Annotated in this window: 22 protein-coding genes and 1 tRNA gene; 6 read left to right on the top strand and 17 right to left on the bottom strand. The window is 43.8% G+C overall.

Translation table 11 applies throughout. The annotated features are described in order from the left end of the window. Positions 1-121: 121 nt before the first annotated feature. Positions 122-195: transfer RNA gene (locus tag H9625_RS12570), tRNA-His, on the bottom strand. Between the two features lie 364 nt (positions 196-559). On the opposite strand from H9625_RS12570, the gene folD reads away from it, so the two are divergent. Continuing rightward, complete coding sequence (gene folD, locus H9625_RS12565; RefSeq protein ID WP_022039908.1) at positions 560-1,441, top strand: bifunctional methylenetetrahydrofolate dehydrogenase/methenyltetrahydrofolate cyclohydrolase FolD; 882 nt, start codon at positions 560-562, stop codon at positions 1,439-1,441. A 96-nt stretch (positions 1,442-1,537) separates the two neighbouring features. On the opposite strand, the gene H9625_RS12560 is transcribed toward folD, so the two are convergent. Both H9625_RS12560 and mtaB read right to left on the bottom strand, forming a co-directional pair. Then, a complete protein-coding gene (locus H9625_RS12560; RefSeq protein WP_191764636.1) occupies positions 1,538-2,557 on the bottom strand; it encodes a glycosyltransferase family 2 protein in 1,020 nt (339 codons plus the stop codon). Between the two features lie 320 nt (positions 2,558-2,877). Further along, positions 2,878-4,206 carry a tRNA (N(6)-L-threonylcarbamoyladenosine(37)-C(2))-methylthiotransferase MtaB gene (gene mtaB / locus H9625_RS12555; protein WP_087212189.1) on the bottom strand — a complete coding sequence of 443 codons (1,329 nt, stop codon included), beginning with the start codon at positions 4,204-4,206 and terminating at the stop codon, positions 2,878-2,880. Between the two features lie 245 nt (positions 4,207-4,451). Here mtaB and H9625_RS12550 point away from each other — a divergent pair, with 245 nt between their 5' ends. The 4 genes from H9625_RS12550 (at position 4,452) to H9625_RS12535 (ending at position 8,149) form a co-directional block, all read left to right on the top strand. Beyond that, positions 4,452-4,649, top strand: coding sequence for a PG1828 family lipoprotein (locus H9625_RS12550; RefSeq protein WP_022039911.1), 198 nt, complete (start codon positions 4,452-4,454; stop codon positions 4,647-4,649). Positions 4,650-4,942: 293 nt separating this feature from the next. Beyond that, complete coding sequence (gene dapA / locus H9625_RS12545) at positions 4,943-5,836, top strand: 4-hydroxy-tetrahydrodipicolinate synthase (RefSeq protein ID WP_087212173.1); 894 nt, start codon at positions 4,943-4,945, stop codon at positions 5,834-5,836. A 472-nt stretch (positions 5,837-6,308) separates the two neighbouring features. After that, positions 6,309-7,607, top strand: coding sequence for a phenylacetate--CoA ligase family protein (locus tag H9625_RS12540; protein ID WP_087247090.1), 1,299 nt, complete (start codon positions 6,309-6,311; stop codon positions 7,605-7,607). Between the two features lie 113 nt (positions 7,608-7,720). Next, entirely contained in the window at positions 7,721-8,149 is a 429-nt protein-coding gene (locus H9625_RS12535) for an acetohydroxyacid synthase small subunit (RefSeq protein WP_022039915.1), read from the top strand. An 80-nt stretch (positions 8,150-8,229) separates the two neighbouring features. Here H9625_RS12535 and H9625_RS12530 read toward each other — a convergent pair whose 3' ends face one another. Together H9625_RS12530 and aspS are read right to left on the bottom strand one after the other, a co-directional pair. After that, a complete protein-coding gene (locus H9625_RS12530) occupies positions 8,230-8,619 on the bottom strand; it encodes a GtrA family protein (RefSeq protein ID WP_022039916.1) in 390 nt (129 codons plus the stop codon). A 43-nt stretch (positions 8,620-8,662) separates the two neighbouring features. Beyond that, positions 8,663-10,420, bottom strand: coding sequence for an aspartate--tRNA ligase (gene aspS / locus H9625_RS12525; RefSeq protein ID WP_022039917.1), 1,758 nt, complete (start codon positions 10,418-10,420; stop codon positions 8,663-8,665). Positions 10,421-10,527: 107 nt separating this feature from the next. Between aspS and H9625_RS12520 the strand changes: the two genes are divergently transcribed. After that, on the top strand, positions 10,528-11,898 hold the full coding sequence (locus H9625_RS12520; protein WP_191764628.1) for an MATE family efflux transporter: 1,371 nt from the start codon (positions 10,528-10,530) through the stop codon (positions 11,896-11,898). On the opposite strand, the gene H9625_RS12515 is transcribed toward H9625_RS12520, so the two are convergent. From H9625_RS12515 to H9625_RS12460, 12 genes are all read right to left on the bottom strand, one after another. Continuing rightward, entirely contained in the window at positions 11,850-12,587 is a 738-nt protein-coding gene (locus H9625_RS12515; protein WP_087212170.1) for a murein L,D-transpeptidase catalytic domain family protein, read from the bottom strand. The two genes, H9625_RS12520 and H9625_RS12515, sit on opposite strands and share 49 nt — an antisense overlap. Before the next feature lie 108 nt (positions 12,588-12,695). Beyond that, on the bottom strand, positions 12,696-13,721 hold the full coding sequence (locus tag H9625_RS12510; protein WP_087246921.1) for a L,D-transpeptidase family protein: 1,026 nt from the start codon (positions 13,719-13,721) through the stop codon (positions 12,696-12,698). Positions 13,722-13,876: 155 nt separating this feature from the next. Beyond that, entirely contained in the window at positions 13,877-14,047 is a 171-nt protein-coding gene (locus H9625_RS12505; RefSeq protein WP_191764626.1) for a hypothetical protein, read from the bottom strand. Between the two features lie 101 nt (positions 14,048-14,148). Beyond that, positions 14,149-15,165: a porin gene (locus H9625_RS12500; RefSeq protein ID WP_087398237.1), complete on the bottom strand. Its 1,017-nt coding sequence runs from the start codon at positions 15,163-15,165 to the stop codon at positions 14,149-14,151. A gap of 331 nt (positions 15,166-15,496) precedes the next feature. Beyond that, entirely contained in the window at positions 15,497-15,751 is a 255-nt protein-coding gene (locus H9625_RS12495; protein ID WP_225226422.1) for a hypothetical protein, read from the bottom strand. Positions 15,752-15,915: 164 nt separating this feature from the next. Further along, positions 15,916-18,246 carry a TonB-dependent receptor domain-containing protein gene (locus tag H9625_RS12490; protein WP_191764625.1) on the bottom strand — a complete coding sequence of 777 codons (2,331 nt, stop codon included), beginning with the start codon at positions 18,244-18,246 and terminating at the stop codon, positions 15,916-15,918. 317 nt (positions 18,247-18,563) lie between these two features. Next, a complete protein-coding gene (locus tag H9625_RS17765; protein ID WP_225226421.1) occupies positions 18,564-19,781 on the bottom strand; it encodes a transglutaminase-like domain-containing protein in 1,218 nt (405 codons plus the stop codon). 86 nt (positions 19,782-19,867) lie between these two features. Beyond that, entirely contained in the window at positions 19,868-21,079 is a 1,212-nt protein-coding gene (locus H9625_RS12480; protein ID WP_191764623.1) for a hypothetical protein, read from the bottom strand. 170 nt (positions 21,080-21,249) lie between these two features. Then, entirely contained in the window at positions 21,250-22,308 is a 1,059-nt protein-coding gene (locus H9625_RS12475; RefSeq protein WP_191764621.1) for a hypothetical protein, read from the bottom strand. A gap of 304 nt (positions 22,309-22,612) precedes the next feature. Continuing rightward, positions 22,613-24,373 (bottom strand): coiled-coil domain-containing protein, encoded by a 1,761-nt coding sequence (locus H9625_RS12470; protein ID WP_191764619.1) that lies wholly within the window; start codon positions 24,371-24,373, stop codon positions 22,613-22,615. 286 nt (positions 24,374-24,659) lie between these two features. Next, on the bottom strand, positions 24,660-25,253 hold the full coding sequence (locus H9625_RS12465) for an IMPACT family protein (protein ID WP_191764617.1): 594 nt from the start codon (positions 25,251-25,253) through the stop codon (positions 24,660-24,662). A gap of 21 nt (positions 25,254-25,274) precedes the next feature. Next, on the bottom strand, positions 25,275-26,204 hold the full coding sequence (locus H9625_RS12460; RefSeq protein ID WP_191764614.1) for a DMT family transporter: 930 nt from the start codon (positions 26,202-26,204) through the stop codon (positions 25,275-25,277). Positions 26,205-26,583 lie beyond the last annotated feature (379 nt).

Here is a 26,583-nt window from a genome sequence, read left to right as displayed (position 1 = left end):
ACTAGTGGGACTCGAACCCACGACATTCAGAACCACAATCTGACGCTCTAACCAACTGAACTATAGTCACCATGTTGGTATAAAATGTAATGAATTACTCCGAAGAGGTTTTTTAAGTGAGGGTGACTAGTGGGACTCGAACCCACGACATTCAGAACCACAATCTGACGCTCTAACCAACTGAACTATAGTCACCATGTTGATTACCTCTCAAAAGCGAGTGCAAAGGTAAACATTAATTTTGAATCTGCAAACTTTTCCAATGTTTTTTTATTCGGAAACAGACAAAAACACAGAAAACACAGAACAAACGCATTTAAATCATGCAGATTACCCTCAGTGACGGAGAGAATTATCCGATATTGGAAAAGATTATCTTCTACAGCGTAGCATTTATGCCTTCCGACACTGATTTCACAAATTCTTTCAGGCATTTCATTTTACCGCTACGGATGCTGGGTTAATAAAGCATAAAGAAACAAATATACTAGATGATATGAATGGAAAATATTAATTTTGTTAGAGCATTAATATATTAAACAATTTAAACAGAAGAAATATGACATTGATTGATGGAAAAGCTATTTCTGAACAGATTAAACAAGAAATTGCAGCAGAAGTAGCAGACATTGTTGCCCATGGAGGAAAACGTCCGCATCTGGCTGCCATTTTAGTGGGTCACGATGGTGGAAGTGAGACCTACGTGGCATCGAAAGTAAAAGCATGTGAAGTATGCGGTTTCAAGTCCACATTGATCCGCTACGAAGACAACGTGACCGAAGAAGAACTACTGGCAAAAGTCTGTGAGTTAAACGACGATGAAGACATCGATGGTTTTATTGTCCAGTTGCCTTTGCCCAAACACATATCCGAACAGAAGGTAATCGAAACGATAGACTACCGCAAAGACGTAGACGGCTTTCACCCCATTAATGTAGGACGCATGTCTATCGGACTCCCCTGCTATATTTCAGCCACTCCCAACGGAATCATGGAATTATTCAGACGGTACCACATCGAAACACAAGGAAAGAAATGTGTCGTACTGGGAAGAAGCAACATTGTAGGCAAACCGATGGCGATGCTGATGATGCAAAAAAATTATCCGGGCGATGCCACAGTGACCGTTTGTCATAGCCACAGTGCAGACCTTGTAAAAGAATGCCAAGAAGCAGACATCATCATAGCCGCCATGGGACAACCCAACTTCGTAAAAGCAAATATGGTAAAAGAAGGAGCGGTTATTATTGACGTAGGCACTACCCGCGTTCCAGATGCAACAAAAAAATCAGGATTCAAACTGACTGGAGACGTAAAATTCGATGAGGTAGCTCCTAAATGCTCCTTCATCACACCTGTGCCAGGAGGTGTAGGCCCCATGACTATCGTTTCATTGATGCGGAACACCCTGCTGGCTGGGAAAAAAGCTATTTACAAATAAAAAACTGTTTTGAGGGTGTATCAAAACAGGACTTAGCTTTCATTTTGATAGCCGTCCTTTATTTTGATATACCCTCAATAAACATTCTATAAAGAGTTATCCTATCAACTCTTCATACGTTCTCTTCCTTCTTCCCTGTACTCGCCACAGCAGACTGAAACGATATCGCTCCCCAATATCAGTATTGACTGATTTCTGCAAATTCTCTTTGCGGTCCGTTTCAAACTGAGGTCGCATGGCCACATAGTCACAACGTGCTTTCAACACAGCACGTGCTTCCCCTACTTTCCCACGCAAAGCAAAGAAACCAGCTGCCAGATAGTCCAATATCAGCCGGACACGCATTACACGCTTCAACTCCTTAGCTGGCAAATTTTTATAAAGCATCAGCAAGTTGTTTCGAAAATTCAAATAAGTTTTCTTCGGGTCACTTGTCTTTAAAGTAGCCCCTCCCACATGATATACTTCACATAGCGGCAAACAGACAATACGATACCCCCGGCTACGCAACCGCCAACAAAAATCTATTTCTTCCATATGGGCAAAAAAGCGTTCGTCCAGACCTCCCACTTCCCAATATACATTCCGCCGGACAAACAACGCCGCCCCTGTAGCCCAGAATATCGGTATATTATAATCATACTGTCCACGGTCTTCCTCTATCTCATCCAGCACCCGTCCCCTACAGAACGGATAACCATACCGGTCGATAAATCCACCTGCCGCCCCAGCGTATTCGAAATTAGTCTTTACTCGCCAGCTCAAGATTTTAGGCTGGCAGGCTGCCACTTGCGGATGTTCGTCCATATATTTCACCATAGGCTCCAACCAGCCTTTCCCCACTTCTACATCATTGTTCAACAACACCACGTATTCTGCATCTATCTGCTTTAATGCCTTGTTATACCCACCCGCATAGCCATAATTCTGATCCAGCCTCATCAAGCAAGCCTCAGGAAACTCATTTTCCACAACCGCACATGAATCATCTGTCGATGCATTGTCGGCTACATACACTTTCACACCTTCTCCCTGTGAATAGGTCAATACAGAAGGCAAGAATTTGCGGAGCATCTCTGCACCGTTCCAATTCAAAATGACAACAGCTACATTTATCTTACTCATACATTCTTATTCCTTATAAGATTAACAACAAACACGTGCCAGGGAAACACAAATACCGACTCTATTTAGAAGCTGTTTTGAATTTCTCCAAAAAGTTTTTCTTGGCTTGATGTATCCGTTTTCGTGTGTGCTTTGGGCGATAAATCCAAAACAGCTTCTTACAAATATACAATTTTATTGCAAAACAACAAGCGCCAATGAGCTGAAATTACAATAAAACTTCTACAGGATCGGTTCCCATTTGTCCACCGGCACCAATAGAATGCAACAAGTCTTATTTTCACTGCTCCGGAAATGTTAAAACATCCAAATCAATCCAACTTTCCACACAAGATTCCTTTTAATGCTGTCCCATCGGCATTCATTTCACCCAGCTGTACACGCACTAAATTATTGTCCAAGCCTTCTTTATTTTCCAGTTCTACCCGTATATAGTTCGGTGTAAAGCCATGCATTCGTGCTCCCGCCTTAGCATGTTCCATCAAGACAACAGCTTCCTGACCGATATGTCTTTCATAAAAGGCTGTTGTTTTTTCGTCCGACAGAGCAAGCAGACGCTGGCTTCGTGCATGCTTATCTTCCGGAGAGACTACATAATCTATCTTTAAGGCTTGCGTACCCGGACGTTCCGAATAACTGAATACATGCAACTGGGTTATATCCAGTCCCTCAATAAACTGATAGGTACGCTCAAAATAGCCGGGTGTCTCCCCACGCGTCCCCACAATCACATCCACACCGATAAACGCATCAGGCATATACGATTTGATCGTTTGCACCTTCGAAGCAAACAGCTTCGTGTCGTAGCGCCGGCGCATCAATTTTAACACTTCATCGCATCCCGATTGTAATGGAATATGAAAATGAGGCATAAACCGTTTCGATTGAGCTACAAACGCAATAATCTCATCGGTCAACAAGTTTGGTTCAATCGAAGAGATCCGGTACCGTTCGATTCCCTCCACCTCATCCAGTGCCTGCACCAGCTCAAGGAATGTCTCACCAGTGCTTTTACCAAAATCACCGATATTGACTCCCGTCAATACTATTTCCTTACCACCTTCTGCTGCAACCTGTCGTGCCTGTTCCCGCAAATCAGCAATTTTACCATTCCGGCTTCTTCCACGTGCAAAAGGAATCGTACAATACGAGCAAAAATAATCACATCCGTCCTGTACTTTCAGGAAATAACGGGTACGGTCTCCCCTTGAACAAGAAGGCACAAATGTATGTATATCTTGCTGAGGTGAAGTCACTGCTTCGCCATGAGCACGCTTTTCCAGCCCACCCAAGTATTTCATCAAATCTCCTTTCTGCTCGGCACCCAATACCAAGTCTACCCCTTCAATGCCCGCCACTTGTTCCGGTTTCAGCTGTGCATAACATCCTGTCACCACGATGAAAGCTCCCGGATGCTCTTTCACCATCCGATGAATCGCCTGCCTGCACTTTTTATCAGCGACCTCAGTCACCGAACAGGTGTTGATTACGCATATATCCGCCTTTTCTCCTTTCTGCACTGTCTGTACGCCTGCTTCTTTCAGCATCTTTCCTATTGTAGATGTTTCGGCAAAATTCAACTTGCATCCCAAGGTGCAATAGGCCGCTTTCTTATTGCGAAAAATAGAATTATCTGTCATATATATAATAAGGTGTATAATTAATCCTGATTCAGGGAATGCAAAGTTACACATTATTTTGCAGACCATCGCTAACCGGCATCAGAGAATCGCATTTTTACACTTTGTACGTTCAGATTCCTTTACCAAACATATTTTTTTCAAAAAAAAACCGGTTTTCATGAACAACCTATTAAAAAACTCTATATCTTTGCAGCGTTTTAAGAAGACAACATAAGTATTACAGATTTAAAAAAGCAAAGAAAATGAAAAAATTAGTATTTTTGTTCGTAGCATTTGCTGCTGTTTCTTTTGCATCTTGCGGAAACAAAGCAGCTAACACTGAAAGCACTGTAGATTCTTCAGCAACAGTTGAAACTGTAGAAGAAGCTGCTCCGGTAATGGATTCTACAGCAGTTGATTCAACAGCTGCCGCTGCTACTGATTCAGTAGTTGCTGAATAATCCAATCTCGAACAATTAGAGAGAATTGAAAAGTCTGTAAGCTCAGCCTACAGACTTTTTTTATAACCTTTCCCCTACCCCGTCAGCAAACCGGCACCGCGAAGTGTAGCAAGTAACTGGAATGGCAGATGAAGCATATCTTCGTTTGTGGAAACGAACGAATTCTTTAAATCAATTTTAAATTGCATGGGTCGGTTGACTTTACAACGTTAAATAATTAAGGGCATATTTGTTTTAAAAAAAAAAATATTCGTATTTTTGTGAAGCTAATAGATCACGTTTATATTTTGATTATGATACGAAGAAAGTTGAGAGGAATGGGGGTGGCATTAGTCACTCCTTTTAATGAAGACGGAAGTGTGGATTATGATGCACTTATTAAGTTGGTGGAATATCAGATCCAAAATGGCACAGACTTCTTATGTGTACTGGGAACCACAGCAGAAACCCCAACACTGACGGCTGACGAAAAGAAAAAGATAAAACAAACTGTCATAGAACGAGTAAACGGAAGAGTTCCCATTCTGTTAGGCGTGAGCAGTAACTGTACCCAAACTGTAGTTGACACGTTAAAAAATGATGATATGACAGGAGTAGATGCCGTACTCGTTGCCGTACCTTACTATAATAAGCCGTCACAAGAAGGGATTTACCAACATTACAAAGCCATCGCACAAGCTACTAAATTGCCGGTAGTACTTTATAACGTACCTGGACGCACGGGTGTAAATATGACAGCTGAAACGACGTTGCGCCTGGCACGTGATTTCGAAAACATCGTAGCCATTAAAGAAGCCTCGGGAAACATTACACAAATGGATGACATCATAAAAAACAAACCAACCAATTTCGATGTTATTTCAGGCGATGACGGCATTACCTTTCCTCTGATTACATTGGGAGCTGTAGGAGTCATTTCAGTCATAGGAAATGCATTTCCACGAGAATTCAGCCGTATGACCCGTCTGGCACTAGCCGGTGATTATCCTAGCGCATTGGCTATCCATCACCAGTTTACTGAATTGTTTAAGCTACTCTTTGTTGACGGTAATCCGGCAGGAGTGAAGGCCATGCTTAGCATGATGGGGATGATAAAGAACCGCCTGCGCCTTCCTTTGGTACCTACCCGCATCACTACGTTTGAAAAAATGCGTTGCATTTTGAACGAACTGAAAATAAAGTGCTGATGAAAGTTCAAAATAATTAACCAGCCTGTAAAAACAATGAAAAATCTTATATTTCCTAATGAAACTTCAATCTCTTAAACCTCAGAGAGCAAAGGATTCAAAGAAAACAAAATCTGTCCCAGTCAAGTCTCAACATAAAATATAAAGCACTTAAGTATAAGATTTTTCTACCATGTTTATAACGGCACCAATCAAAAAGGAAAACAATTAATGAATGTCCGCAAACAGTCAATGCATACCCCTGAAAAATGAATATATACTGCATCAGCTTATGAATATATACTGCATCAGCTTATGAATATATACTGCATCGGCTTATGAATATATACTGCATCAGCAAAGGCAGTACTACTGCATTTTCAACTCAGCGAATTGGCTGATTGCGGACATTCATAAAACAATTAAAGATGACATCTCAGAATGTTCACACTAAATACATTACATCTCAGAAAAAACTATGAAACACGAACAAATGTACTTGCATCCGGAACTGGAAACAATGACTCGCCCGGAGATAGAACGGCTTCAAATGGAGAGGCTGCAACAAACATTGCAACGCTGCATGCGCTCTCCTTTCTATAAACAACGCTTCACCGAGAACGGCCTCAGACCGGAAGACATACGCTCGCTGGACGATTTACAGAAAATACCTTTTACCACCAAGCAAGACTTGCGTGACCATTACCCATTCGGGCTTTCGGCTGTTCCGCTGGAAGAAGTGGTACGCCTGCACTCGTCCAGTGGCACAACGGGCACACCTACCGTCATCCTGCATACCCAACACGACCTGGATGAATGGGCAAATGCCGTAGCACGCTGCCTCTACATGGTAGGATTACGCAAAGGTGACATTTTCCAAAATTCATCGGGCTACGGAATGTTCACCGGTGGACTGGGATTCCAATATGGTGCCGAACGGCTTGGAATGCTCACCGTACCTGCAGCAGCTGGAAACACCAAGCGGCAAATCAAGTTTATCACCGACTTCGGCACTACCGCGCTACACGCCATTCCCAGCTATGCTGGACGACTTTATGAGGTAATGGAAGAGATGGGCATTGACCCGCACCGCGATACAAAGCTCCGTACCTTGATTATCGGAGCTGAACCACATTCGGACGAACAACGCCGGCGCATCGAGGACATGTTAGGCGTAAAGGCATACAACTCTTTCGGAATGTCTGAAATGTGTGGTCCGGGAGTGGCATTCGAGTGTCCCGAACAGAATGGTCTGCACATTTGGGAAGACTATTACATCGTGGAAATCGTAAATCCGGAAACACTGGAACCGGTACCTGAAGGTGAGATAGGCGAACTGGTGCTGACTACCATCAACCGCGAAGCAATGCCCCTCCTGCGCTACCGCACACGTGACTTGACACGCATCTTGCCAGGTGACTGTCCTTGCGGACGTCACCACAAACGACTGGACCGCATGAAAGGCCGGAGCGATGACATGATAATCTTGAAGGGTGTGAACATCTTCCCTATCCAGATAGAAAACATTCTGATGCAATTTAAGGAACTGGGTAACGAATACCTCATCACGCTGACCAATCTGGAAGCGAATGACGAAATGACCGTAGAAGTAGAACTGAACGACTTTACCGATGACTATGGTTTCCTGCAAAGACTAACCAAGGAAATCACCCGCCAGTTGAAAGACGAAATATTGATAACTCCGCGCGTCAAACTCGTACCTAAAGGCAGCCTGCCCCAGCAGGAAGGTAAAGCCATACGCGTGAAAGACTTAAGAAAAACATTGATATAATACCAACACAAGGCATCAGCTGATAAGGTGACAAAGCTTTAAACAGCCTTGAATATTCAGAGTTTTGCCAACCTCGTCAGAGCTTGTTCTTGTAAACCTAAAAAGCATAAAATATGACCATCCACCAGTTATCTGTATTTGTAGAAAACAAGTCGGGCACATTGCTTCAGGTGCTCGAACTACTGAAAGAAGCGAATATCCAACTTATCGCTTCCACCATTTCCGACACAGTAGAATATGGTATCTACCGCATCATCTGTTCCGAACCGATGCGCGCTTACGAAACATTGAAACAGGCAGGCATCTCAGCAAATCTTTCGGACGTGTTCGCCATCATGCTCGATAACCAACCGGGACGTGCAGCCGATGCCATTCGAAGCTTCAGCCAGGCAGGGATAGGTATTTCCTACCTCTATTCATTCCTACTTTCGGGCAAAGGCATCCTGGTATTCCGGACTGACAGCCCGGAAGAAACCCGTAAAGTCATACTCGATAAAGGACTGAATTACATCGAAGAACAGCACCTGCTGAAAATGGCATAATGTTTTTAATGAATATCCGCAAACATCCCTTGCAGTAGCATATCGCATACGCCACTGCAAGGGATGTTTGCGAAATGACATCAGCGGAAAGTAATGTGACGGTTGGTGATAAAGTTGACCGCACCGTAGATGAAAAGTCCCAGGAACTGAGCCAGATACTCATTGCAGTAAAACAACTCCACCAACATCAGCAGGAAAAGGAACTGCATGCTGTAGGCCAGCAGGAAGGCACCGGCAAAGAACAACACCTGATGCCAGATGCTGTTCTTCTTATTGCCAGGCTCAAGAGGGAATATCCAATATTTACACCAAATAAAGTTGTGAATCTGCGCCACGACATAAGCAATGATATTCGCCGTGATGTAACTTTCACCCTCGATATGCATCAGCAGCCATACCACAAACGCAGTAATCAAAGCATTGAGCGTGCCTACGATAGCAAAACGGATGACGCGTACAGATTCTTTCATTCAACTTCTTTTAAGAGATAACGATGACCAATGCCTTTTTGGGTCAGTCTTCTTTCACTACTTGCAGATGTAATTCGTCCAGCTGCTTCTGGTCAAGATAGCCTGGAGCATCCAACATTACGTCACGACCGGAATTGTTCTTTGGGAATGCAATACAGTCGCGGATGCTGTCAAGACCGGCAAAGAGCGATACCCAACGGTCGAGACCATATGCCAATCCGCCATGAGGAGGTGCACCGAACTTAAAGGCATTCATCAGGAAGCCGAACTGCTCTTGCGCCTTTTCCTGTGTGAATCCCAGAATTTCGAACATTTTCTCCTGAAGCGCTGAATCGTGGATACGAATAGAACCACCCCCTACTTCTACGCCGTTGACCACCATATCATAAGCATCGGCACGCACGGCAGCCGGGTCTGTATCCAGCAAAGGAATGTCTTCGTCTTTAGGATGGGTAAACGGATGGTGCATTGCCATCAGGCGACCTTCTTCCTCACTCCATTCAAACATCGGGAAATCTACCACCCACAAGCAGGCAAACTTATTCTTATCGCGCAAGCCCAGCTGGTTACCCATCTCCAGGCGCAATTCGCAAAGCTGTTTGCGAGTTTTCATCGCATCGTCACCACTCAATATCAATATCAAATCACCCGGTTTGGCACCGAAAGCCTCTTTCATCTGCTGAAGTACATCTTGAGCATAGAATTTATCGACACTTGATTTCACGTTACCATCGGCTTCCACGCGGGCATAGACCATGCCTTTCGCACCGATTTGCGGACGCTTCACAAACTCAGTCAACTGATCAAGTTGTTTGCGAGTGTAATGCGCCGCCCCCTCAGCACAGATACCGCCGATATACGCTGCATTGTCGAATACTGAGAAGCCATAACCTTTCAATATATCCATCAGTTCGACAAACTTCATGCCGAAACGCAAGTCGGGCTTGTCGCTACCATAATACTTCATTGCATCGGCCCATGGCATACGCTGGAACGACTCAGTCAGTTCCACACCACGCAATTCCTTGAACAGATGCTTTGCCATCCCTTCAAACATCTGGATGATGTCTTCCTGTTCCACAAAACTCATCTCACAGTCAATCTGTGTGAACTCAGGCTGACGGTCAGCACGAAGATCTTCATCTCGAAAACATTTCACAATCTGGAAATAACGGTCAAATCCCGACACCATCAGTAGCTGCTTCAACGTCTGCGGAGACTGAGGCAAGGCATAAAACTGTCCCGGATTCATGCGTGAAGGCACTACAAAATCGCGCGCACCTTCGGGCGTAGACCCGATAAGCATCGGAGTTTCCACTTCGAGGAAGCCTTTGCTGTCCAAGTAACGGCGCACTTCCATTGTCATCCGGTGGCGCAACTCCAGATTCTTGCGCACGGCAGTACGACGCAAATCCAGGTAGCGGTATTTCATCCGGAGGTCATCGCCGCCGTCTGTATTATCTTCAATCGTAAACGGAGGGGTCTGTGCCACATTCAGCACATTCAATTCCGACACGATGATTTCGATTTCACCAGTAGGAAGGTTGGCATTCTTGCTGGAACGCTCGCTCACCACGCCCATTACCTGAACAACGAATTCACGTCCCAAGTGATTGGCTCGCTCGCACAGTTCTGCATTCACTTCTGTATTAAACACCAATTGGGTGATGCCATATCGGTCACGAAGATCCACAAAGGTCATCCCTCCCATCTTACGCGTACGCTGCACCCAGCCGGCGAGCGTCACGTTTTTGCCTGCATCGGCGAGTCTCAGCTCACCACAAGTATGACTTCTGAACATATCATATAAGGTTTATAAATCCAAGTTTGACTATAAATTTAGGCAAAGGTAGTATATGTTTTTGATTTATGCAATATCTTTGCGGCAGCAAACGTAAAGACAAAGCCATGAACATACAAGACCATACTTCAGCGGGCGACCTGACAAAAGGTAGCATCACGGGCACAATGCTGCGTTTCGCTATCCCGATGATGTTGGGAAACCTGCTTCAACAATGCTACAACATAGCCGACACACTCATCGTTGGACACTTCCTAGGTGCCGATGCACTGGCAGCGGTAGGGTCGGCTTATTCGCTGATGGTGTTCATTACCTCCATCTTTATCGGGCTTTGTATGGGTACAGGAGCCGTATTCTCTCTGCAATATGGAGCAAAAGATTACGAGGGAATGAAACGAAGCCTGGTCTCATCACTCCTTCTGACAGGCGGTATTACTCTCATCATCAACACGCTGTCACTGATATTCGTCCATCCCATCATCCGCTGGCTGCAAACTCCTGCCGAAATCACTGGAATGATGCATGACTACCTGTTGGTGATATTCATCGGTATCTTCAGCACATTCCTTTATAATTATTATGCTTTCCTGCTCCGTGCCTTAGGCAATTCCATCGTACCCCTTGCTTTCCTGGGTATATCAGTGATACTCAACATTGTACTTGACCTGGTGTTCATCGCAATCTTCCACTGGGGCGTGACAGGAGCTGCAGTAGCCACCGTCATCTCACAAATCGTATCGGGTGTAGGACTTTGCCTGTATACCCTCTACCGCTTCCCAATATTCCGGCTAAAATGGAAACATATCCGCATCAACAGACAATCCATCCGGGAGATAGCCACTTATTCCTCACTTACATGCATGCAACAATCGGTAATGAACTTTGGCATTCTGATGGTGCAAGGGTTAGTCAACAGTTTCGGTACCGCCGTAATGGCAGCCTTTGCCATCGCTGTCAAGATTGATACCTTTGCTTATATGCCTGTACAGGACTTCGGGAATGCTTTTTCCACCTTTATTGCCCAAAACTTCGGTGCTAAGAAATTCGAACGGATAAAAAAAGGAATACACAATACGCTATGGTTCATCACCGGCTTTTGCCTATGTATCTCTGCAGCGGTCTTTGTCTTTGCACGTCCTTTGATGCAACTTTTTATCGATGCTAAAGAAACCGAAATCATCGCCATTGGGGTAGAATACTTACGTGTGGAAGGCAGTTTTTACGTAGGTATCGGATACCTTTTCATGCTCTACGGACTTTTCCGTGCCATCCGCATGCCAGGCATGTCAGTAGTGCTCACCGTCTTTTCGCTCGGTACCCGCGTCGCATTAGCTTACGGACTGGCCTCTATTCCTTCTATTGGCGTACATGGCATCTGGTGGTCCATTCCCATCGGCTGGGCACTGGCTGACCTCTTCGGATGGTGGTATTACCGCAAGGCTGCTTCCAGACTGATACCTGCCTCTTCTCTATCCTGACCCTCCGCGTGCAAGATTGAGCTTTGCGCCAGATAGCTGGGTTTAGCGGCATAGATATACATCACACTACCACCCTTAATGGCGTCAATGATAGGACGGCATAACTTCTGAGGGACAGCAGGACAACCGAAACTCCTTCCCAAACGCCCACCATTACGAATGACAGAAGGATTGGCATACGCAGCCCCGTGCATCACGATGGCACGCTGACGGGCACGGTCATTAATACCTTTTTCCAATCCTTCCAGCAACAGCGAATAACCATTTCTGCCCTGATACGTTGATTCAGTTAAATAAAACCCCAACGAACTTTTGTGTGAACCGTCTTCGTTTGAGAACGAAGTAGCATAGATGTTCCCACTGTTCTTCCCATGTGCCACCACCGAAGAGAACAGCATTTTTTTCTGCTTCATGTCGAACACGTACAAACGTTCCTGCGTAGAAGGCTTCGAAAAGTCGATAAGGGTCAGCACCTCCCGTTTCCGCTGTCCGATACGATAATAACCCGTCACTGCCTGACGGAAAGCAATATAATTCACCCGTCCTTCCAAGTCCATCTCGTGATACAACTGGAGGCAACGATCCACAATCTTCACTTGTGGAGCATCTTTCTTTTCTTCCGACCGACAAAGCACAGAGCTACATACGGAAGCTACCATCATCAAAATAATCAAGAAAATACGCAGCATGAAATCAATTTAGAATACGGCTGCAAAGTTACAAAATAAATAATTTTCCCACCACAGATTACACGGATTTCTCAAAATAATATTTCCACAATGCTTCTGTATTTCCAACTACTCAATAATTACTACAAGCGTAGCCTCGGTTGGCAGATAATCGAAAATGAACTTAGCATGCGAAGTAGCATTGCGCACACACATATGTGAACGGGGAATCGTACCTAGTGACCAACTGTATTCTACCATCCGGGTTTGTGGAACATTAACCGGCACGCCATGCAAATAGGCACCGTTCGTAAATCTAGATGCATATGGAGCATACCCTCCTACACCGGAACCACCGTCTTTCAAAAACACCATCCGCTCTTTCTTTTCTTGCAACAAAAACATTCCTAGCGGGGTCTCCTGTGCATATGGTGGACGGTGCATACCTGTCGTTGCCGGATTCATACTTCGAATGGTCCATTGCCCTTCTCCTGTCCGCTCCAGTGTAGTGATATTCTGATCGAGCCGGTCGACGAATACCGCATGGTGGAACTTTATGCCCGCAGGAAGCTGTCTGACGTATCGCGACGGAACAAGCCATTCACTTTCCGCCGTCACAGGAACGATACGCAAGAAACTACCTTCCCGGTCCTTCAGATAAGCCAGTGAACCATCGCGCCCGTATCGAACAGGCACTAACGAGTCATTCGGCTCATAGAAAGGTATTGACTGATAACGCTCCACACCACATGTGTCTGCCACCCTCCCATATACGTTCCGCACATACCGATGTACCAAAGCTGCTTCTCCATTACGATTCTTATAGTTTCGAAGCACAACCCAATCCACCTCATCACGTTGCATATTTTCTATGAATGCCAAACATTTGCGAATGATTTCCCACTTAAAGCTACGCACCGTATCGCCATAGGGATAGATATCTTCCAGTGTATGCTGATCGTAAAGTAAATCTTTTGTCAAAAGAATATCCGAAGCATCCAATTGCCTGGAAGAGCCTAAAGCTTCTCTTTGCGAAACCATGTCCGAAATGATTTCCAGCTTATCAGACACCGAAAAAGTCTGCACCTGCTGTTTCTCACATCCCAAAAGCAGCAGACACATCACACACGCGACCAGTAAAACCTCTCTCTTCATAGCAGGCAGGTTAAGGTTTATACAAAGATAAGCATTTTTTCCCATTTTCAAAATTAGTTGTCAAGATAATAACAAACGAACCACGTATTTTGTTCCTTTTATTCCTTACATCCTTATCCCGACACAAGAAAGATACCCAAGCTTCCTACCAGCAACTAAGAAGCTGTTTTGAATTTCTCCAAAAAGTTTTTCTTGGCTTGATGTATCTGTTTTCGTATGTGCTTTGGGCGATTTTTTGGTCCTTTTCGCTCCTGTTCTTCGTCAGATAGCCCGCTATCTTCCTCATCACAGAAGCGAAAATGCCTCAAAAACTCATCCCAAATCATCGCACGATAAATTCAAAACAGCTTCTAATAAAAAAACGCCGCCCCAGGTGTAACCACTACAACCAGGACGGCTTCAAACAAATGTTTATAAAAGCAAATTATCAGAAGCGAACCATCATTTCTACTACCAATTTATCTTGTTCCGACTCCAATGCCAACGAGTTGTCATCGTAAAAATATTTCTCATAGTTCAAGCGGAGATCGGCTTGGAAAGGCTTACCAAAACTAAACGTCAAACCGCCAGTAACACGCTTGCGCTCGTGGTCGGTGATGATGTAATCTATCCCATCCTCATCCAATTCATCGCTGTTGTTGCCCATATAGTCGAAACGTGCCAGAAAAGACACTTTCTTTATCAAGCTTTTTTCTTTCTTGATGAAATAATCGTAATTGATGAAAGCATCCACTGCCCACACACTCTCGAACAAAGAGTGAGCATAATCCTTATACATTGCTTCTACCTCGAAATGCCAGTTATTCCAGTCATAATAAGTGCCAAGGTCGTACATGTAGATGTTGCGGTCGAACGGGCGAATGCGCTGCGTACTTAACGTCAGATTATACCCTTTGAAAGGCTGCATCTCCAGTTTTGCTGAATAAGACAAAGCTTTGTGCCACCCTTTCTGTTCGGTCAATCCTGAACCACTGAACAAACCAGCTTCCAACGAAAAGGGAAAACCTTCTTTCATACTATATTTCAACGTGGCACCCGCATCGCGCAGACTACCCATCTGCTTGGCAATGAACGAGCGGTTAGCAAAATACTGCAAGTGAGGAGAACGGTGCGCATCAATGGTAAAAGGCACACGCATTTGCCCGATGGTGACATCAAAACCTTTAAATGGAGTAACCCTTGCATAGGCATCCAACATCTTGATAACCCCTTCGTCGCAAAGGTCGATTTCAGCCTTATAACTCACGATAGGGAGCAGTCTGCCAGTCGCGCTGACACGTGCGTTACGCACTTGGAAACGTTGCTCATTGGTCGTAGTCTGATATTCGTACTTTCCACGCACTGTACCGTGAATCTCGGGAACCGCATCTTTCCAACTAAAATCTTGAGCACCGACAGATGCTACAGAGAGCGCCAACAACAGCGCAGAGAGATATTTTTTCATTTGTCTCTTCATTTTTAACTTGTGCAAAGGTAAAGGACAAAGGTAAACTATTTATGTCAAACATGTTACAAACATGTTACATTTTATTAAGAGCCTGTTTTGAAATGTGCTCGGACTTAGAGCCTGTTTAAATTTTCCAATAAAGTAATATTCTATCAGGTTCTTTTGCGTTTGTTTCCGGTCTGTTTTCCCGATTTTATTCGTCAGATAGCCCGCTATCTTCCTCATAAAGTCAGAAAAACATCCTCGAAAACAATTCGCAAAATTAACCTGAGCAAAATTTAAACAGGCTCTTAGAGCCTGTCGTTTAAATATATGTTTAAAGATTGTGTTACATAACAATACCAGTTTCCCGGTCTACATTGTTCGTGACCTTGGTTCCTGCATGGTGTTTCTTTCCCACACTGAAATCCCATGACAGAGTGAGCAGGAACATGTTCCCGTTATCCTTTATGAAGGACCAAGTTTCTTTCCGTACCTCATTGCTCAGCAATTTCGTGCCACCGCTCCATCCTTTGGACTTAAAGGGATAAAGCATACCGGCACCCACATTGAAGTGCTTGATTTTGTATGAACATTGAAGCATACAGTTTCCAATATAACTGCCTTTTCGGTAAGATTATTAATCTTCAGGCTGTAAGATTATTAATCTTACAAGCGCAAGATTATTAATCTTACACCAGATGAAGCTATCACAATTTGGCGATTTATTTTTTCCACCACATTACTGCTTGTTATTGTTACGATGATTTACATACGGTTCTTCTGGCTGTCTCCGGCTCCTGTTCCTTTGTACTTGCTCTTGGCTGCATTAAACTTATATCGTAAAGTTATGCTGATATTTCTACGGGCTTCCATTTTGATTGTCATCAGACGGTTGCCACTGTAAACAGTTGATTTTGCCTGATAGGAATTGAAAAGGTCATAGGCTTTCAGCTGGACCGAAAGGCGGTCTTTAAGGAAACTCTTATAAAGACTGATGTTGGCATACCAGCACCCTTCTTCGACCTTTGTATTTTCGTTGTCACCCGGAGTGTCGAACCCCAAATCTACATCGAGACTGATACCAAGAGGCAGCTTGAAATTGTTGTTCCAGGCAAAGCTCAATATCGGATTATTGAAGTTTTCTGTTCCATTGGATGTTTCCACTTTATACCATTGCTGGAGCAGAAGAAAATTGAACTGTGGAGACCATAATCCGATTGTTGGAGACAATGTCAGAGTGGTATATAACTTGTCACTGTCATACATGTTGTAGAAGGAGTGTAACGAAACGGTTGGATTGTCTTCCGAATATGCCCTGCTCAGCTGTGTAATGGCATCTTCTCCGTGTATGTATCGTGAATTGAGATATATCCACTTGTATGATACATTCAGTGTAAGACGATTTATCAGTGACGGTCTCAGCAGCGGGTTACCTCCTTCGTAAGTATATCGGTTGCCGTACATGATGTCACTTCTCAGCATCCAGTATGAAGGGCGGTAGATACTGCCGGTGTAGGTCAATTGTGTCTGTACTTTACCAATCGGAAGATTCAAGGATACGGATGGGAATACGTTGTCGTATGTCCTGCTCTGCTCGTCCATATACTTGCCATCCTCGTAATAGTCGGAAGACAAATGCTCATAACGTACACCTAACTGTGCCTGAAGTTTGCCGAAGCTGCGGGCATATTCCAGAAATGCCGAAGTAGAGTTTTCCTTGATGTTGCTGTTATTGTTATCCAGGATTCCTTCCACATTCATGTACGCATTATTCCGGTTCGTATAGGTGTATTCACCGCCAAAAGAGAGGTTTCCTCCCCATAGTGGATGACCAAAAATCAGTTTGGTAGCATAAAGGGTATTGTCTGTCAAATTTTTGGTGGTGACAGTCTGTTTCTCTAAGGAACCTCCCGCTGGAGTGAACTGCTCAAGCATCTCCTGTGGATTCTTCGTATCCGACCAGAAACCGTCCGCATTGAAGTCGATATTCCAGTCTCCTACACGTCCGTTATAATAAGCATTAAGGGTATGTCTGGTTTCCTGTGTATTTCTCCAGCCCGTAGTGTGACTCTCCTCATAAAGAGCATCATCCTGATACACCAGGGTATTCATCGGGTCTACCGTTTCATGACGTTCCGGTGTCCGGTCATAATCATAGCGTGCACCCAGAGAGTGATTTTCGTTAAACTGATAGTTTAGCGACAGCATGGCCGAAATATCTTTCATGTCATATTGTGTGCAGAGATATGAATCCTGTATCCATGTCTTATCCAACAGCGTTTTCTGTGTGATGGTCTTGCGGTCTTCCGTGTATCCTTTCTTGCCATACAGCATACCCGAAAGGTCGAAGCCTCCTTTTCGGTAATTGAAGTTGTACTGGTCCAGCACATTCCATCCGTAACCGTAGCCTGTATAAAAACGGTTGTTGAAACCGAACCCTTCTCCCTGTGGCTTTTTAGTCTGAATGCGGATAACCGCATTGACTGTCGCATCATAGCGCGAGCCGGGATTGTTCACCACTTCCACGCTCTTGATGTTGTCGGATGCAAGTTGGTCGAGTTCGGATTTGTCCCGTACTTTACGTCCGTTGATATATATTTCAGGAGTTCCGGCACCAAAAACTTTAATATCCCCCTCATTGGCTGATACGCCAGGTATTTTGTTTAACAGGTCGTTTCCTGTTCCTGCGTTTTCAAGGATGCTACCCGCAACTGTAGTCACCATGGCATCCCCTTTTACGCGTGTTTTAGGTAAGTCTGCTTTTACAACAACTTCCCCTAATTGTTGTGCATCTGATACGAGCTGCACGATACCGATATTGGCCGGAGATACAGGCTTACATACTGTTTTATATCCTATGGAGGATATTTTCACTATCTGGTTTTGCGATGTTGCATCCAGAGTGAATGTTCCGTCCTCACCACTGATAGTTCCATTTACAAACGCTGAATCCGGAAGAGACAATAATACGACGTTTGCATACGGTAACGGTTGGTTCTGTTCGTCTACTAGCTTCCCACTGACGGTCTGTGCCGACAAACCAAAAGAAGATGCCAAAGTGCATAGTAGCAGTAGTGTTTTCCTAAGTGTTTTCATGCTGTATGTATTATTTTGTATTTCTGTTGTAAGTTCTTCACCGACAAAGATAGAATGAATTATCGGAACAAAAATGAAAAACGTCTCTACAAGCCGGCTTATAGCATACACTTATATTCATCTGATTTTCTGATCATTACCATTATATCCACAAATTATCATCTCTACAATTGCATTTTCAATATTCTGCCAGCCACCGGTCCAACGTCATATCTTCTGCAAAACATTCTGAAAGGAAGACTCAACAACTCTCTGAAAGAATTTGTAGCCAGGAGAAATCATGTAATTGAGTTACTTGACAAATGTGATACCTCTTACTAGGGAACCTGCCAGAAGTACCGGTCGTCGTTGACAGAAAAGTTCCCCGGGTTCCGTTGGTCGCTGTCGCAGCCGGTGGGTTGCAGAAAGATGTAGTTGATAAGGTTCTCTCGGTCGCTTTCCGTATTGAACCCGTAGCGCGTCCAACTTTCCAGATAAAACAGGTTCTTGGCCATGTACTCGTACAGATAGTCTTCCGTCGTGGTCTTCTTTTCATTGTTCCAGTTGGCCTCTTCGTTCACCCGGACGGGCTGGCCGCTCCTGAGACGTACGCGCACTTCCTGCACGCTCAGCAGGTTGCCCTGTTCGTCGGTCACCCAGGCGTTGTTCGTAGGGTCTATCCAAAGCCACTTGCCGAGAGTGGACGAATAGACAGCGTTAATGACGTGGCAATCGTTGATGTACGTCTTTGGCATGCAGGTGATGACGCGCGACGGAATACCCATCGACAGGTAACACTCGTTCAGCACCGTAGCCAGTCCGCGGCAGTTCAGACCTCGGCTGCCGTCCTTGCAGGCCTCAGCAAAGTTGATGGAGTTGTTTCCACCCTTCGGATTACCGTTCTGCCCGTCGTGGCATATCTTGTTGTGGATATAGGTCAAGATGCGTTTGATGGTGCCCAGTTCGTCGCCCGCCACGGCCACGCTGTCCAGCCGGAAATAGTCACGGACGCGCTTCAGGTCGGGCTCGTCGGCCTGCGCATAGACAATCCGGGGCAGGCTGTCTACCGACTGCGTGCGGGTGTATTCCGGCGCATTCTGCAGAATATAAAGATAATCGGTGGTTTCTTTCAGACGCTTCAGGGCGGGTTGTAGTTCAGGTGCGTCCAGAATGTCTTTCAGGTCTTCGTCGTTGGTTATCCTGTTGTAGCTTACTTCAATCTTTCCGCTGTCCAGTGCTTTGAGCAGGCTGCTGGCAGCTTCTTGTTTTTTCCCTTGTATTGCCTGGATGCTGGCCATGTTATAGTAGCTGGAGTATTTGAAGTAGGCATAACCTTCGGCCAGTTGCGTCGCGTGTGCGTCGTATAAGTCGATAATCTGCTGGCAGAGGGCTTCGGCGGCCGGATAATCTTTCCCAGTATATGCGTCGAAGAGTAGCGTATTCAGCGAGTCGGCTGAGGCCAAGAACTTCCGTTCAGCATCGGTTTGTGCCGACAAGCTTGTGAAGCAGACTAAACTTAATAGTAAAATCAGCAAGTGTCCTTTCAGTCTTTTCATTGTGTGTTCTGTTTAAAAAGTAGTTGTCAATAGGATTGCTTGGACTATAAATGTAGGGCTAATAATTCAATACCACTACATTATTGTCAAAGATTCTTCTCCAGTACTTCCTGAATGATTTCCTTCACTTCCTCTTTGCTTTTGATGGCAGCTGGATGGGCATGAAAAACATTGTATTCTTCTATGGCAGCCTCCATGGGTATTTCTGCACCGGGTTGTGTTGCCTGGAAAAATAGGGTCAGGCGGCGTTTGATTTCAGGTTCAAACTCTTTGGTTATAAGTCCTTCAATACCCCATGCAGCCACATGGTCATAGAGGGGTGCATAGTAGATAAGTCCATCTGCCACATCTTGCCAACACTTGTTCTTTGATTTGGTCGTGGTACCTCCGACGTGACCGTTGTATGCAGTTTCTCCGTAAGGTGTATTTTTCAGATCAATAGCAAACGGACGGCATTCCAACAGTTCAAAAGCTGCATCCCAATGTCCTTCTCCGGTCATCGGGAAATTACTACCGTCAAACAGGTTGTAATCAAACCAGTTCAGTACCACGATTTTGATTCGTTCTTCTCCAAAGATTTTCTTCATCCAACAACCCTGTGCCCCATAAACAGTATTGCTCTTTTTGAGAATAAACGAATCGTTGATGGCATGAGGCTGATTGGTTATCACCAAGGCCTTGCGTTTACCGTTCAAGGGTGTCTGGCGGGCATACATTTCCGAAATATGGGTAGCCATTAAACTGTCGCGATCGTTCAAACCTGGTGACTTCCAGAAATCCTTGTAGTCCTCTACAGTACGGATTTCATCCCATGAGAACTCGCAATCGGTCAGTCCAAGCCTGATTTTCCTTGGAGAGGTACGGTTTATTTCATATATACCTTTCAGAAACTTCACGCGGTTGTATTTCTCCCAAATCGGATAGAAGGTCTCCGACTTTCTATAGTAGGCATACAGGCTGTCCATGAAAGCCGCCTCCGTTGGATAACAGCCTTGCAGCAGGCGGTTTACATCATCATTCATGTTGTACGAGCCGACTTCGGTATAAACATATCCTATCTGTTCGGCAAAACGAGGATCGGCCAGGATGTCGTGAATCAGGTCGTATTGTACCGTATCACGGTGGTCGCGCTCACCCAGCACTACTATATCCGATTTCTCAAACTGCTTGAATATGTATTCTTTGGGAGACATTCCCTTTTCAGCTGCGCATGTACGCAACGCCTCGATAGAGGGTGTCTGTGCCTTTAATGCAATGGCTGTAAAAGCACTGAAAATAAAAAACAATAACTTCCTCATATATAAAATTATTTATTCAAAGTCATTCCTGAATTTAAGATAATACTTACATACGGCTCTTTTGGTTGTCACCTGCTCCTGTTCCTTTATACTTGCTCTTGGCAGTATTGAATTTATAGCGGACTGTTACCGCAAAATTTTATCTGCATCTGATAATTTTTGAATAGATATTATTGCATCAATCCACCCTCAATAAAAAAAACGACTTCATTCAATCGTTGTTTGTTGTTTTCTTCGTCTTTAAAAACAGCTGGTATGTTTAACACTTTATCCTGGATCAGATTATCCATTAAATACCACATAACTTCATGATACAAAATCACCATTGCTGTATTTTCATCATTTATATCATATTGAGTTGCGATATTGCCACAGTTGTCTTTAAGTTCTGACGAAATGGAATTAACAAGTTTATCAATAATTTGATGAAAACTATCTTGCTGTTTTTTTATGATAGGAAACAGAATGTCTCCGCTTTGGTTTGTCAAGCCGTATGGAATGAGTTTAGAGATAAGTTGCGGATTGTTTATTTTACCATATTGGGATATTTCATCAGCACTATCATCCATCGTTTTACTGCTTGGCGAAACCTCACTGTTGAGATAGGTTAATATCAAATTCATATCACCGAAACCATTTGTACCGAATTTAAGGTCTTTGCGTGGCTCATATAAAACCCAATAACAACCGCTCCAACCAGCATGGTTGTTTATATCATCAAATAAAACAAGCTTTGTCCACATCCTACCGTCCAAAAGATATGAAAAGACCAATGAAAGTGCATTGTTTTCAAATCCCATTTCCTTGATTGTATGTACAAGAGAGACAAAATCATTCTTAGTTTTTGAATACATAGATGCCGCAATTTCCTTACTGACATTTCTTAAAGATGTAGTCTGTTCTTTATCGAGAATAGGAATTGTGCATTTCCATTTTCCTTTTGTTTTATTAATCAGCCCTCCTACTTCCAACAATAATAATTGGCTATCAGAACATTTTATCCCCATACCAAGAAGTTCACTTTGGGTATGTGGAGTACGTAAATTATACATTATTTCCCAATTATTATCAGTAAGAACATAATCTTCAGGTTGATGTCCACTAACAGCAACGAATTGGGTAGCTTCCCACTCTTTATAAGGGCGAACATCAGTTTGAGCTTTAATAGTCGAAAAAGCACATGATATAAATAAGGAAATAAAAATAGAAAATATTAATTTATTAGTCATAAGAATATTAATTTATTATTTAAGTTGTTCTCGTCAATCAATTTTCCGCTAACTGTCTGTGCGGACAAACTTACAGGTAGTATGATTCCTGTCAGCACAAACAAAAATACTTTAATAAATCTCATTGTATATTACTCTTATTGTTTACGATTATCTATTCCGACCACAAAGTTAGTATATACAAATTTAAAGTGTATAAAAAGTATATCTACATTTTAATCTGAATGAAAATCCATGTATTACACTAATATACAATGATTTATCATATATTTTATGTCAAACCCAAAATCTACATTTTCATTTTTCAGAACTCTGCTACCCATCTGTCGAGTGTCATTTCATCCGGAAGACCGTCTTGCAGAGTATCGCTCAGATGCTTCTTCAGGCGGAACTTTTTCTGAGATACGGAAGTCGTATTCACACCGAAGATCTCCGACATCTGTGCGTTGTTGAAACGTAGTTTTATCAGCATACAGAGGTGTAGCTCCTGCTTCGTAAGAGTTGGGCATACACCCTGAAGGCGGCTCACGAAATTACTGTATGTACTTTCACACATTTGCTCCAGAGTCTCCCATTCACCGGTCTCCAGGACACGGCATTTTTCTCTCAGTTCCTTCACCAGTCTGTCGTTGTCCACCACATAGTCGGTAAGCACACGTTCCCTCTGCTTCAGGTAGAGATTTTCTTCCGATAAGTTGCGGAACTTATCTGCCTCACGTCTGGCCTTATCCAGTTTGGAAGAATAGTCGTTAATATGATGTTGAAGAGAGTTTATCTTTTCAGACAGCCTGCTGTTCTCAATCTGAAGGCTGTCTATCTGTTCACGGTATTCATGCAGTTCTTCAGAGTTCATTTCCTGGCCGGACAGCTGTTCCTTCAGTTCCTCCATGTAGCGGTTGTTCTGCATGAGCTGTGTCTCGTATTCGTGCAGTTGAAGCATATACTCCTGTAGCTGTTCCGACTGTTTGCGGATGGTAGTTTCCTTTCTCACAAGCCGTTTCTGATAGAGGTAAGCTACGACAGCTATAACCACTATCAGGCAAATTGTGATGATGAACATCATACGCTGTGCATCTGCCTTCTCCAGCCTCAGACGCTGCTGTTCGGTGATTAGTCTCTGGTGGTCGTATTTCTCCTTGTAGGCGACGATTTCCTTGCCTTTATCAATAGCTATGATAGAATCGTTGTAAAAAAGAAGGGAATCGCAATAGGTTTTCAGGTATTTACGGTATTTGGGAATATCCCCCAATTTATATAGGTATTGGTATGCAGACACCTTAGTATAAATGTTATCAGTTTTTAAAGCTTTATTTAAAAAGAAATAAGCTGAATCCATTTGCCCCAAAAGGTAGTAGTTCTTTCCCATCAATGAAGCTCGCTGGTATGTAATTGGAAAGCTTTTTATAATCTCTAAAGACTTTTTGATATCACCTTTATGCATATATACTAAGGCTATTTCGCTCTGTATGTCATAATAATAACTTTCAAGATCAAGTTCTAAAGTCAGCTCACTACATTTATGATATGTATCTATTGCCTTCGACAATGAATCTGAAATGCAATAACATCTGGCCAGATATTTAAGAGAAGCTAACTGATAACGCTTGTTGGAATCTTTCACAGCATAATCGTATGCCTTCCTGCTGGCTTCCAAAGCATAATCAGCAAAATCACGATATAAATATAACCTACATAATGAGATCATGACCAGATAACCCGTTTTGTAGTCATCCGTTTTTTCCACTTCTGTTTTACCCTCCAGATAATACTGCATGGCTTCCTCTATATTCCTTAATTCATAATTTATATCACCCATATAAAGTGCCGACATTGCTTTTCTACGAGCATTATCTGTCGGCTTGTAATAATCGTATGCTATCCTCACCAGGGAATCAGAAGGGATTTTCATCACCTGTTTGTACTGTGCCTGTGTCACAAGCAGACACCACAGCGCATGGTTCTCCTTATCAGTTTGTGACGAAGGAATCTCCATACTTTCCAATAGATGCAATGCACTGTCCGGATGGTCGAACATTACCTTTTCCGCTTGTTCAAGTTCCGGCATCAGTTTGTTTGTTGTTTTATTTCCGTTGCATCCTAAAATTATCAAAATAGAATATAATATTATAATTGCGTATATTATTTGTCTCATATAATCATTATTTTCGATGCAAAAGTATAAAAATATTGCTTTCAGCTATGTTCCTAAGGTTATTTATCGAGTGTTTTCCCGCCTTTGATAAGCAACCGTCCCCGTTTGCCTGTGCGAACGCCGTCGTACGAATACCACAAGGCGGCATCATTACATTCCCGGAAACAATTCGCAAATAAACCTGAGCAAAATTTAAACCTTACACAAAGCGCAACGTTTCCACCTTTTCCAACCGCGCACGCAAACGCGGCATTTCCGACTTACGGATGCGCAGACGCATGAAACAATCCATATCATAGGATTGGCTCACAATCTCAGGCAGATTTTCTTTCACAACCCGCATCACATCGTTCATAAAAGGATATTCAAAAGCGATGCCCACTTCTTCGTCAACCGTCTTTTCTACCACTTCGGCTTCCTCCAAAGCCAGTGAAGCAGCCGTACGGTATGCTACTATCAGCCCGCTTGTACCTAACTTGATACCCCCAAAATAGCGCACCACAATCACCAGCACATCGGTCAGCTCTTTCGAATTGATTTGCCCCAATATCGGTTTTCCGGCTGTGCCCGAAGGCTCTCCGTTATCATTGGCACGGAAATTCTTCCGCTCCGCCCCTAACATGTAAGCATAACACACATGGCGGGCATCGTAATATTTCTTCTGGTAAATATCCAGCTGCTCTTTCACCTCTTCAAGGGTACGCACAGGAAGGGCAACGGCGATAAACTTGCTCCGCTTCTCCGTATAAACAGCTTCCGAAGGTCCGGTTATGGTTCTATAGGTATCGTCCACGTGTCCTCCTGCCTTTTTCGGTTAACGTTGCGGGAAATGATGATTACGGTGAATCACCCGTACCTGAAGCTGGCGAATCAACGACTTGCCCAGAATGATAAGTGTCACGGCTACCAGTATCAGCACAATTCCCAATATAATGCGGGGAGTAAGCCGTTCGCCGAACACCAACACCCCGCAACAGATAGCGGTCAGCGGTTCTAATGCGCCTAATATGGCGGCTGGAGTCGAACCGATATAATGAATGGACTTTGTCATTGCCACCAATGAAATAACGGTCGGGAACAAGGCAAGGCATACCGGATTTATCCATAATACCGGCTGGCTGACTACATCCAGTTGAGTGCAGAATTTCAAGCGTATCACATAGACGCTCAAGCCAAACAACAAGACATAGAATGTCAGCTTGGCGATAGGCATATCCTTCAATACCGAGCGGTTTACACCTATTATATACAGAGCATACGTGAGCGAGGATATAAAGACCAATGTCACGCCCGTCAGACTTAAAGTCTGCCCGCCTTCGCCTTGATAAAGCAACGAGATGCCCGTAAACGCCAATGCGATAGAAATCATTGTTATCGGGGAAACTTTTTCTTTAAAGAATACCGCCATCAGAATGGCCACCAGCACCGGATAGACAAACAGGATGGTGGAGGCAATCCCCGCATCCATATAATTATAAGACAAGAACAAGGTAAGCGACGAGAAGGAAAAGAGCAGTCCCATGATTACCAACGGCAATACTTCGCATCGGCGCAATGCAAACGACTGCTTCTGCACCAACATCATCACGCCAAGCATGACCAGCCCAAAGGCATACCGGTAAAACAACACAGAATCCGCCCCCATGCCATCGGCATAAAGAGGCAAGGCGAACAAGGGATTCAACCCATAACTGGCAGCTGCTATAGCTCCATACGCAAACCCTTTGAATGTAACACGCTCCATAAATCCAATCCGTTTTTCAAAACCGGGTGCAAAGATAGGAGTTTTTAAATGAAGAATGAAGAATGAAGAACAAAGAATTTTTGCGTTTTTACAATTCTTCATTTATGGGATAGGAGTTAGAAAGGAGTTAAAGGGAGTTAGAGGGAGTTAGAAAGGAGTTAGAGGCCAATAGCCTTGCTTCTGAAACCGACATCAGAAACACAGATTTTCGCGGATTATTTTAATTTACTATTTGACAATTTACGAAGTACGATTTAATGCTCAAATAGTAGATAGTAAATTGTCAAATCGTAAATTAAAATAATTTGAATATCCGCATTTCACCCAATTGCCTTGTAGGGGCGTATCGCATACGCCCGAATACGTCAACTAATCCACG

It is taken from the genome of Phocaeicola intestinalis (assembly GCF_014837065.1).
In the GTDB taxonomy this organism is placed as follows: domain Bacteria; phylum Bacteroidota; class Bacteroidia; order Bacteroidales; family Bacteroidaceae; genus Phocaeicola; species Phocaeicola intestinalis.
Note: the sequence above shows the minus strand (reverse complement) of the source record. Positions and strands in the feature narration are given on the sequence as shown.

Coding starts and splice junctions, on each gene's coding strand:
- H9625_RS12490 (WP_191764625.1), bottom strand. CDS start 18,246: ATGAAAACACTTAGGAAAACACTACTGCTACTATGCACTTTGGCATCT.
- H9625_RS12495 (WP_225226422.1), bottom strand. CDS start 15,751: ATGCTTCAATGTTCATACAAAATCAAGCACTTCAATGTGGGTGCCGGT.
- H9625_RS17765 (WP_225226421.1), bottom strand. CDS start 19,781: ATGAAAAGACTGAAAGGACACTTGCTGATTTTACTATTAAGTTTAGTC.
- H9625_RS12515 (WP_087212170.1), bottom strand. CDS start 12,587: ATGCTGCGTATTTTCTTGATTATTTTGATGATGGTAGCTTCCGTATGT.
- H9625_RS12470 (WP_191764619.1), bottom strand. CDS start 24,373: ATGCCGGAACTTGAACAAGCGGAAAAGGTAATGTTCGACCATCCGGAC.
- folD (WP_022039908.1), top strand. CDS start 560: ATGACATTGATTGATGGAAAAGCTATTTCTGAACAGATTAAACAAGAA.
- mtaB (WP_087212189.1), bottom strand. CDS start 4,206: ATGACAGATAATTCTATTTTTCGCAATAAGAAAGCGGCCTATTGCACC.
- H9625_RS12475 (WP_191764621.1), bottom strand. CDS start 22,308: ATGACTAATAAATTAATATTTTCTATTTTTATTTCCTTATTTATATCA.
- H9625_RS12520 (WP_191764628.1), top strand. CDS start 10,528: ATGAACATACAAGACCATACTTCAGCGGGCGACCTGACAAAAGGTAGC.
- aspS (WP_022039917.1), bottom strand. CDS start 10,420: ATGTTCAGAAGTCATACTTGTGGTGAGCTGAGACTCGCCGATGCAGGC.
- H9625_RS12530 (WP_022039916.1), bottom strand. CDS start 8,619: ATGAAAGAATCTGTACGCGTCATCCGTTTTGCTATCGTAGGCACGCTC.
- H9625_RS12460 (WP_191764614.1), bottom strand. CDS start 26,204: ATGGAGCGTGTTACATTCAAAGGGTTTGCGTATGGAGCTATAGCAGCT.
- H9625_RS12550 (WP_022039911.1), top strand. CDS start 4,452: ATGAAAAAATTAGTATTTTTGTTCGTAGCATTTGCTGCTGTTTCTTTT.
- H9625_RS12540 (WP_087247090.1), top strand. CDS start 6,309: ATGTACTTGCATCCGGAACTGGAAACAATGACTCGCCCGGAGATAGAA.
- H9625_RS12500 (WP_087398237.1), bottom strand. CDS start 15,165: ATGAAAAAATATCTCTCTGCGCTGTTGTTGGCGCTCTCTGTAGCATCT.
- H9625_RS12505 (WP_191764626.1), bottom strand. CDS start 14,047: ATGATTTGGGATGAGTTTTTGAGGCATTTTCGCTTCTGTGATGAGGAA.
- H9625_RS12480 (WP_191764623.1), bottom strand. CDS start 21,079: ATGAGGAAGTTATTGTTTTTTATTTTCAGTGCTTTTACAGCCATTGCA.
- H9625_RS12535 (WP_022039915.1), top strand. CDS start 7,721: ATGACCATCCACCAGTTATCTGTATTTGTAGAAAACAAGTCGGGCACA.
- H9625_RS12510 (WP_087246921.1), bottom strand. CDS start 13,721: ATGAAGAGAGAGGTTTTACTGGTCGCGTGTGTGATGTGTCTGCTGCTT.
- dapA (WP_087212173.1), top strand. CDS start 4,943: ATGATACGAAGAAAGTTGAGAGGAATGGGGGTGGCATTAGTCACTCCT.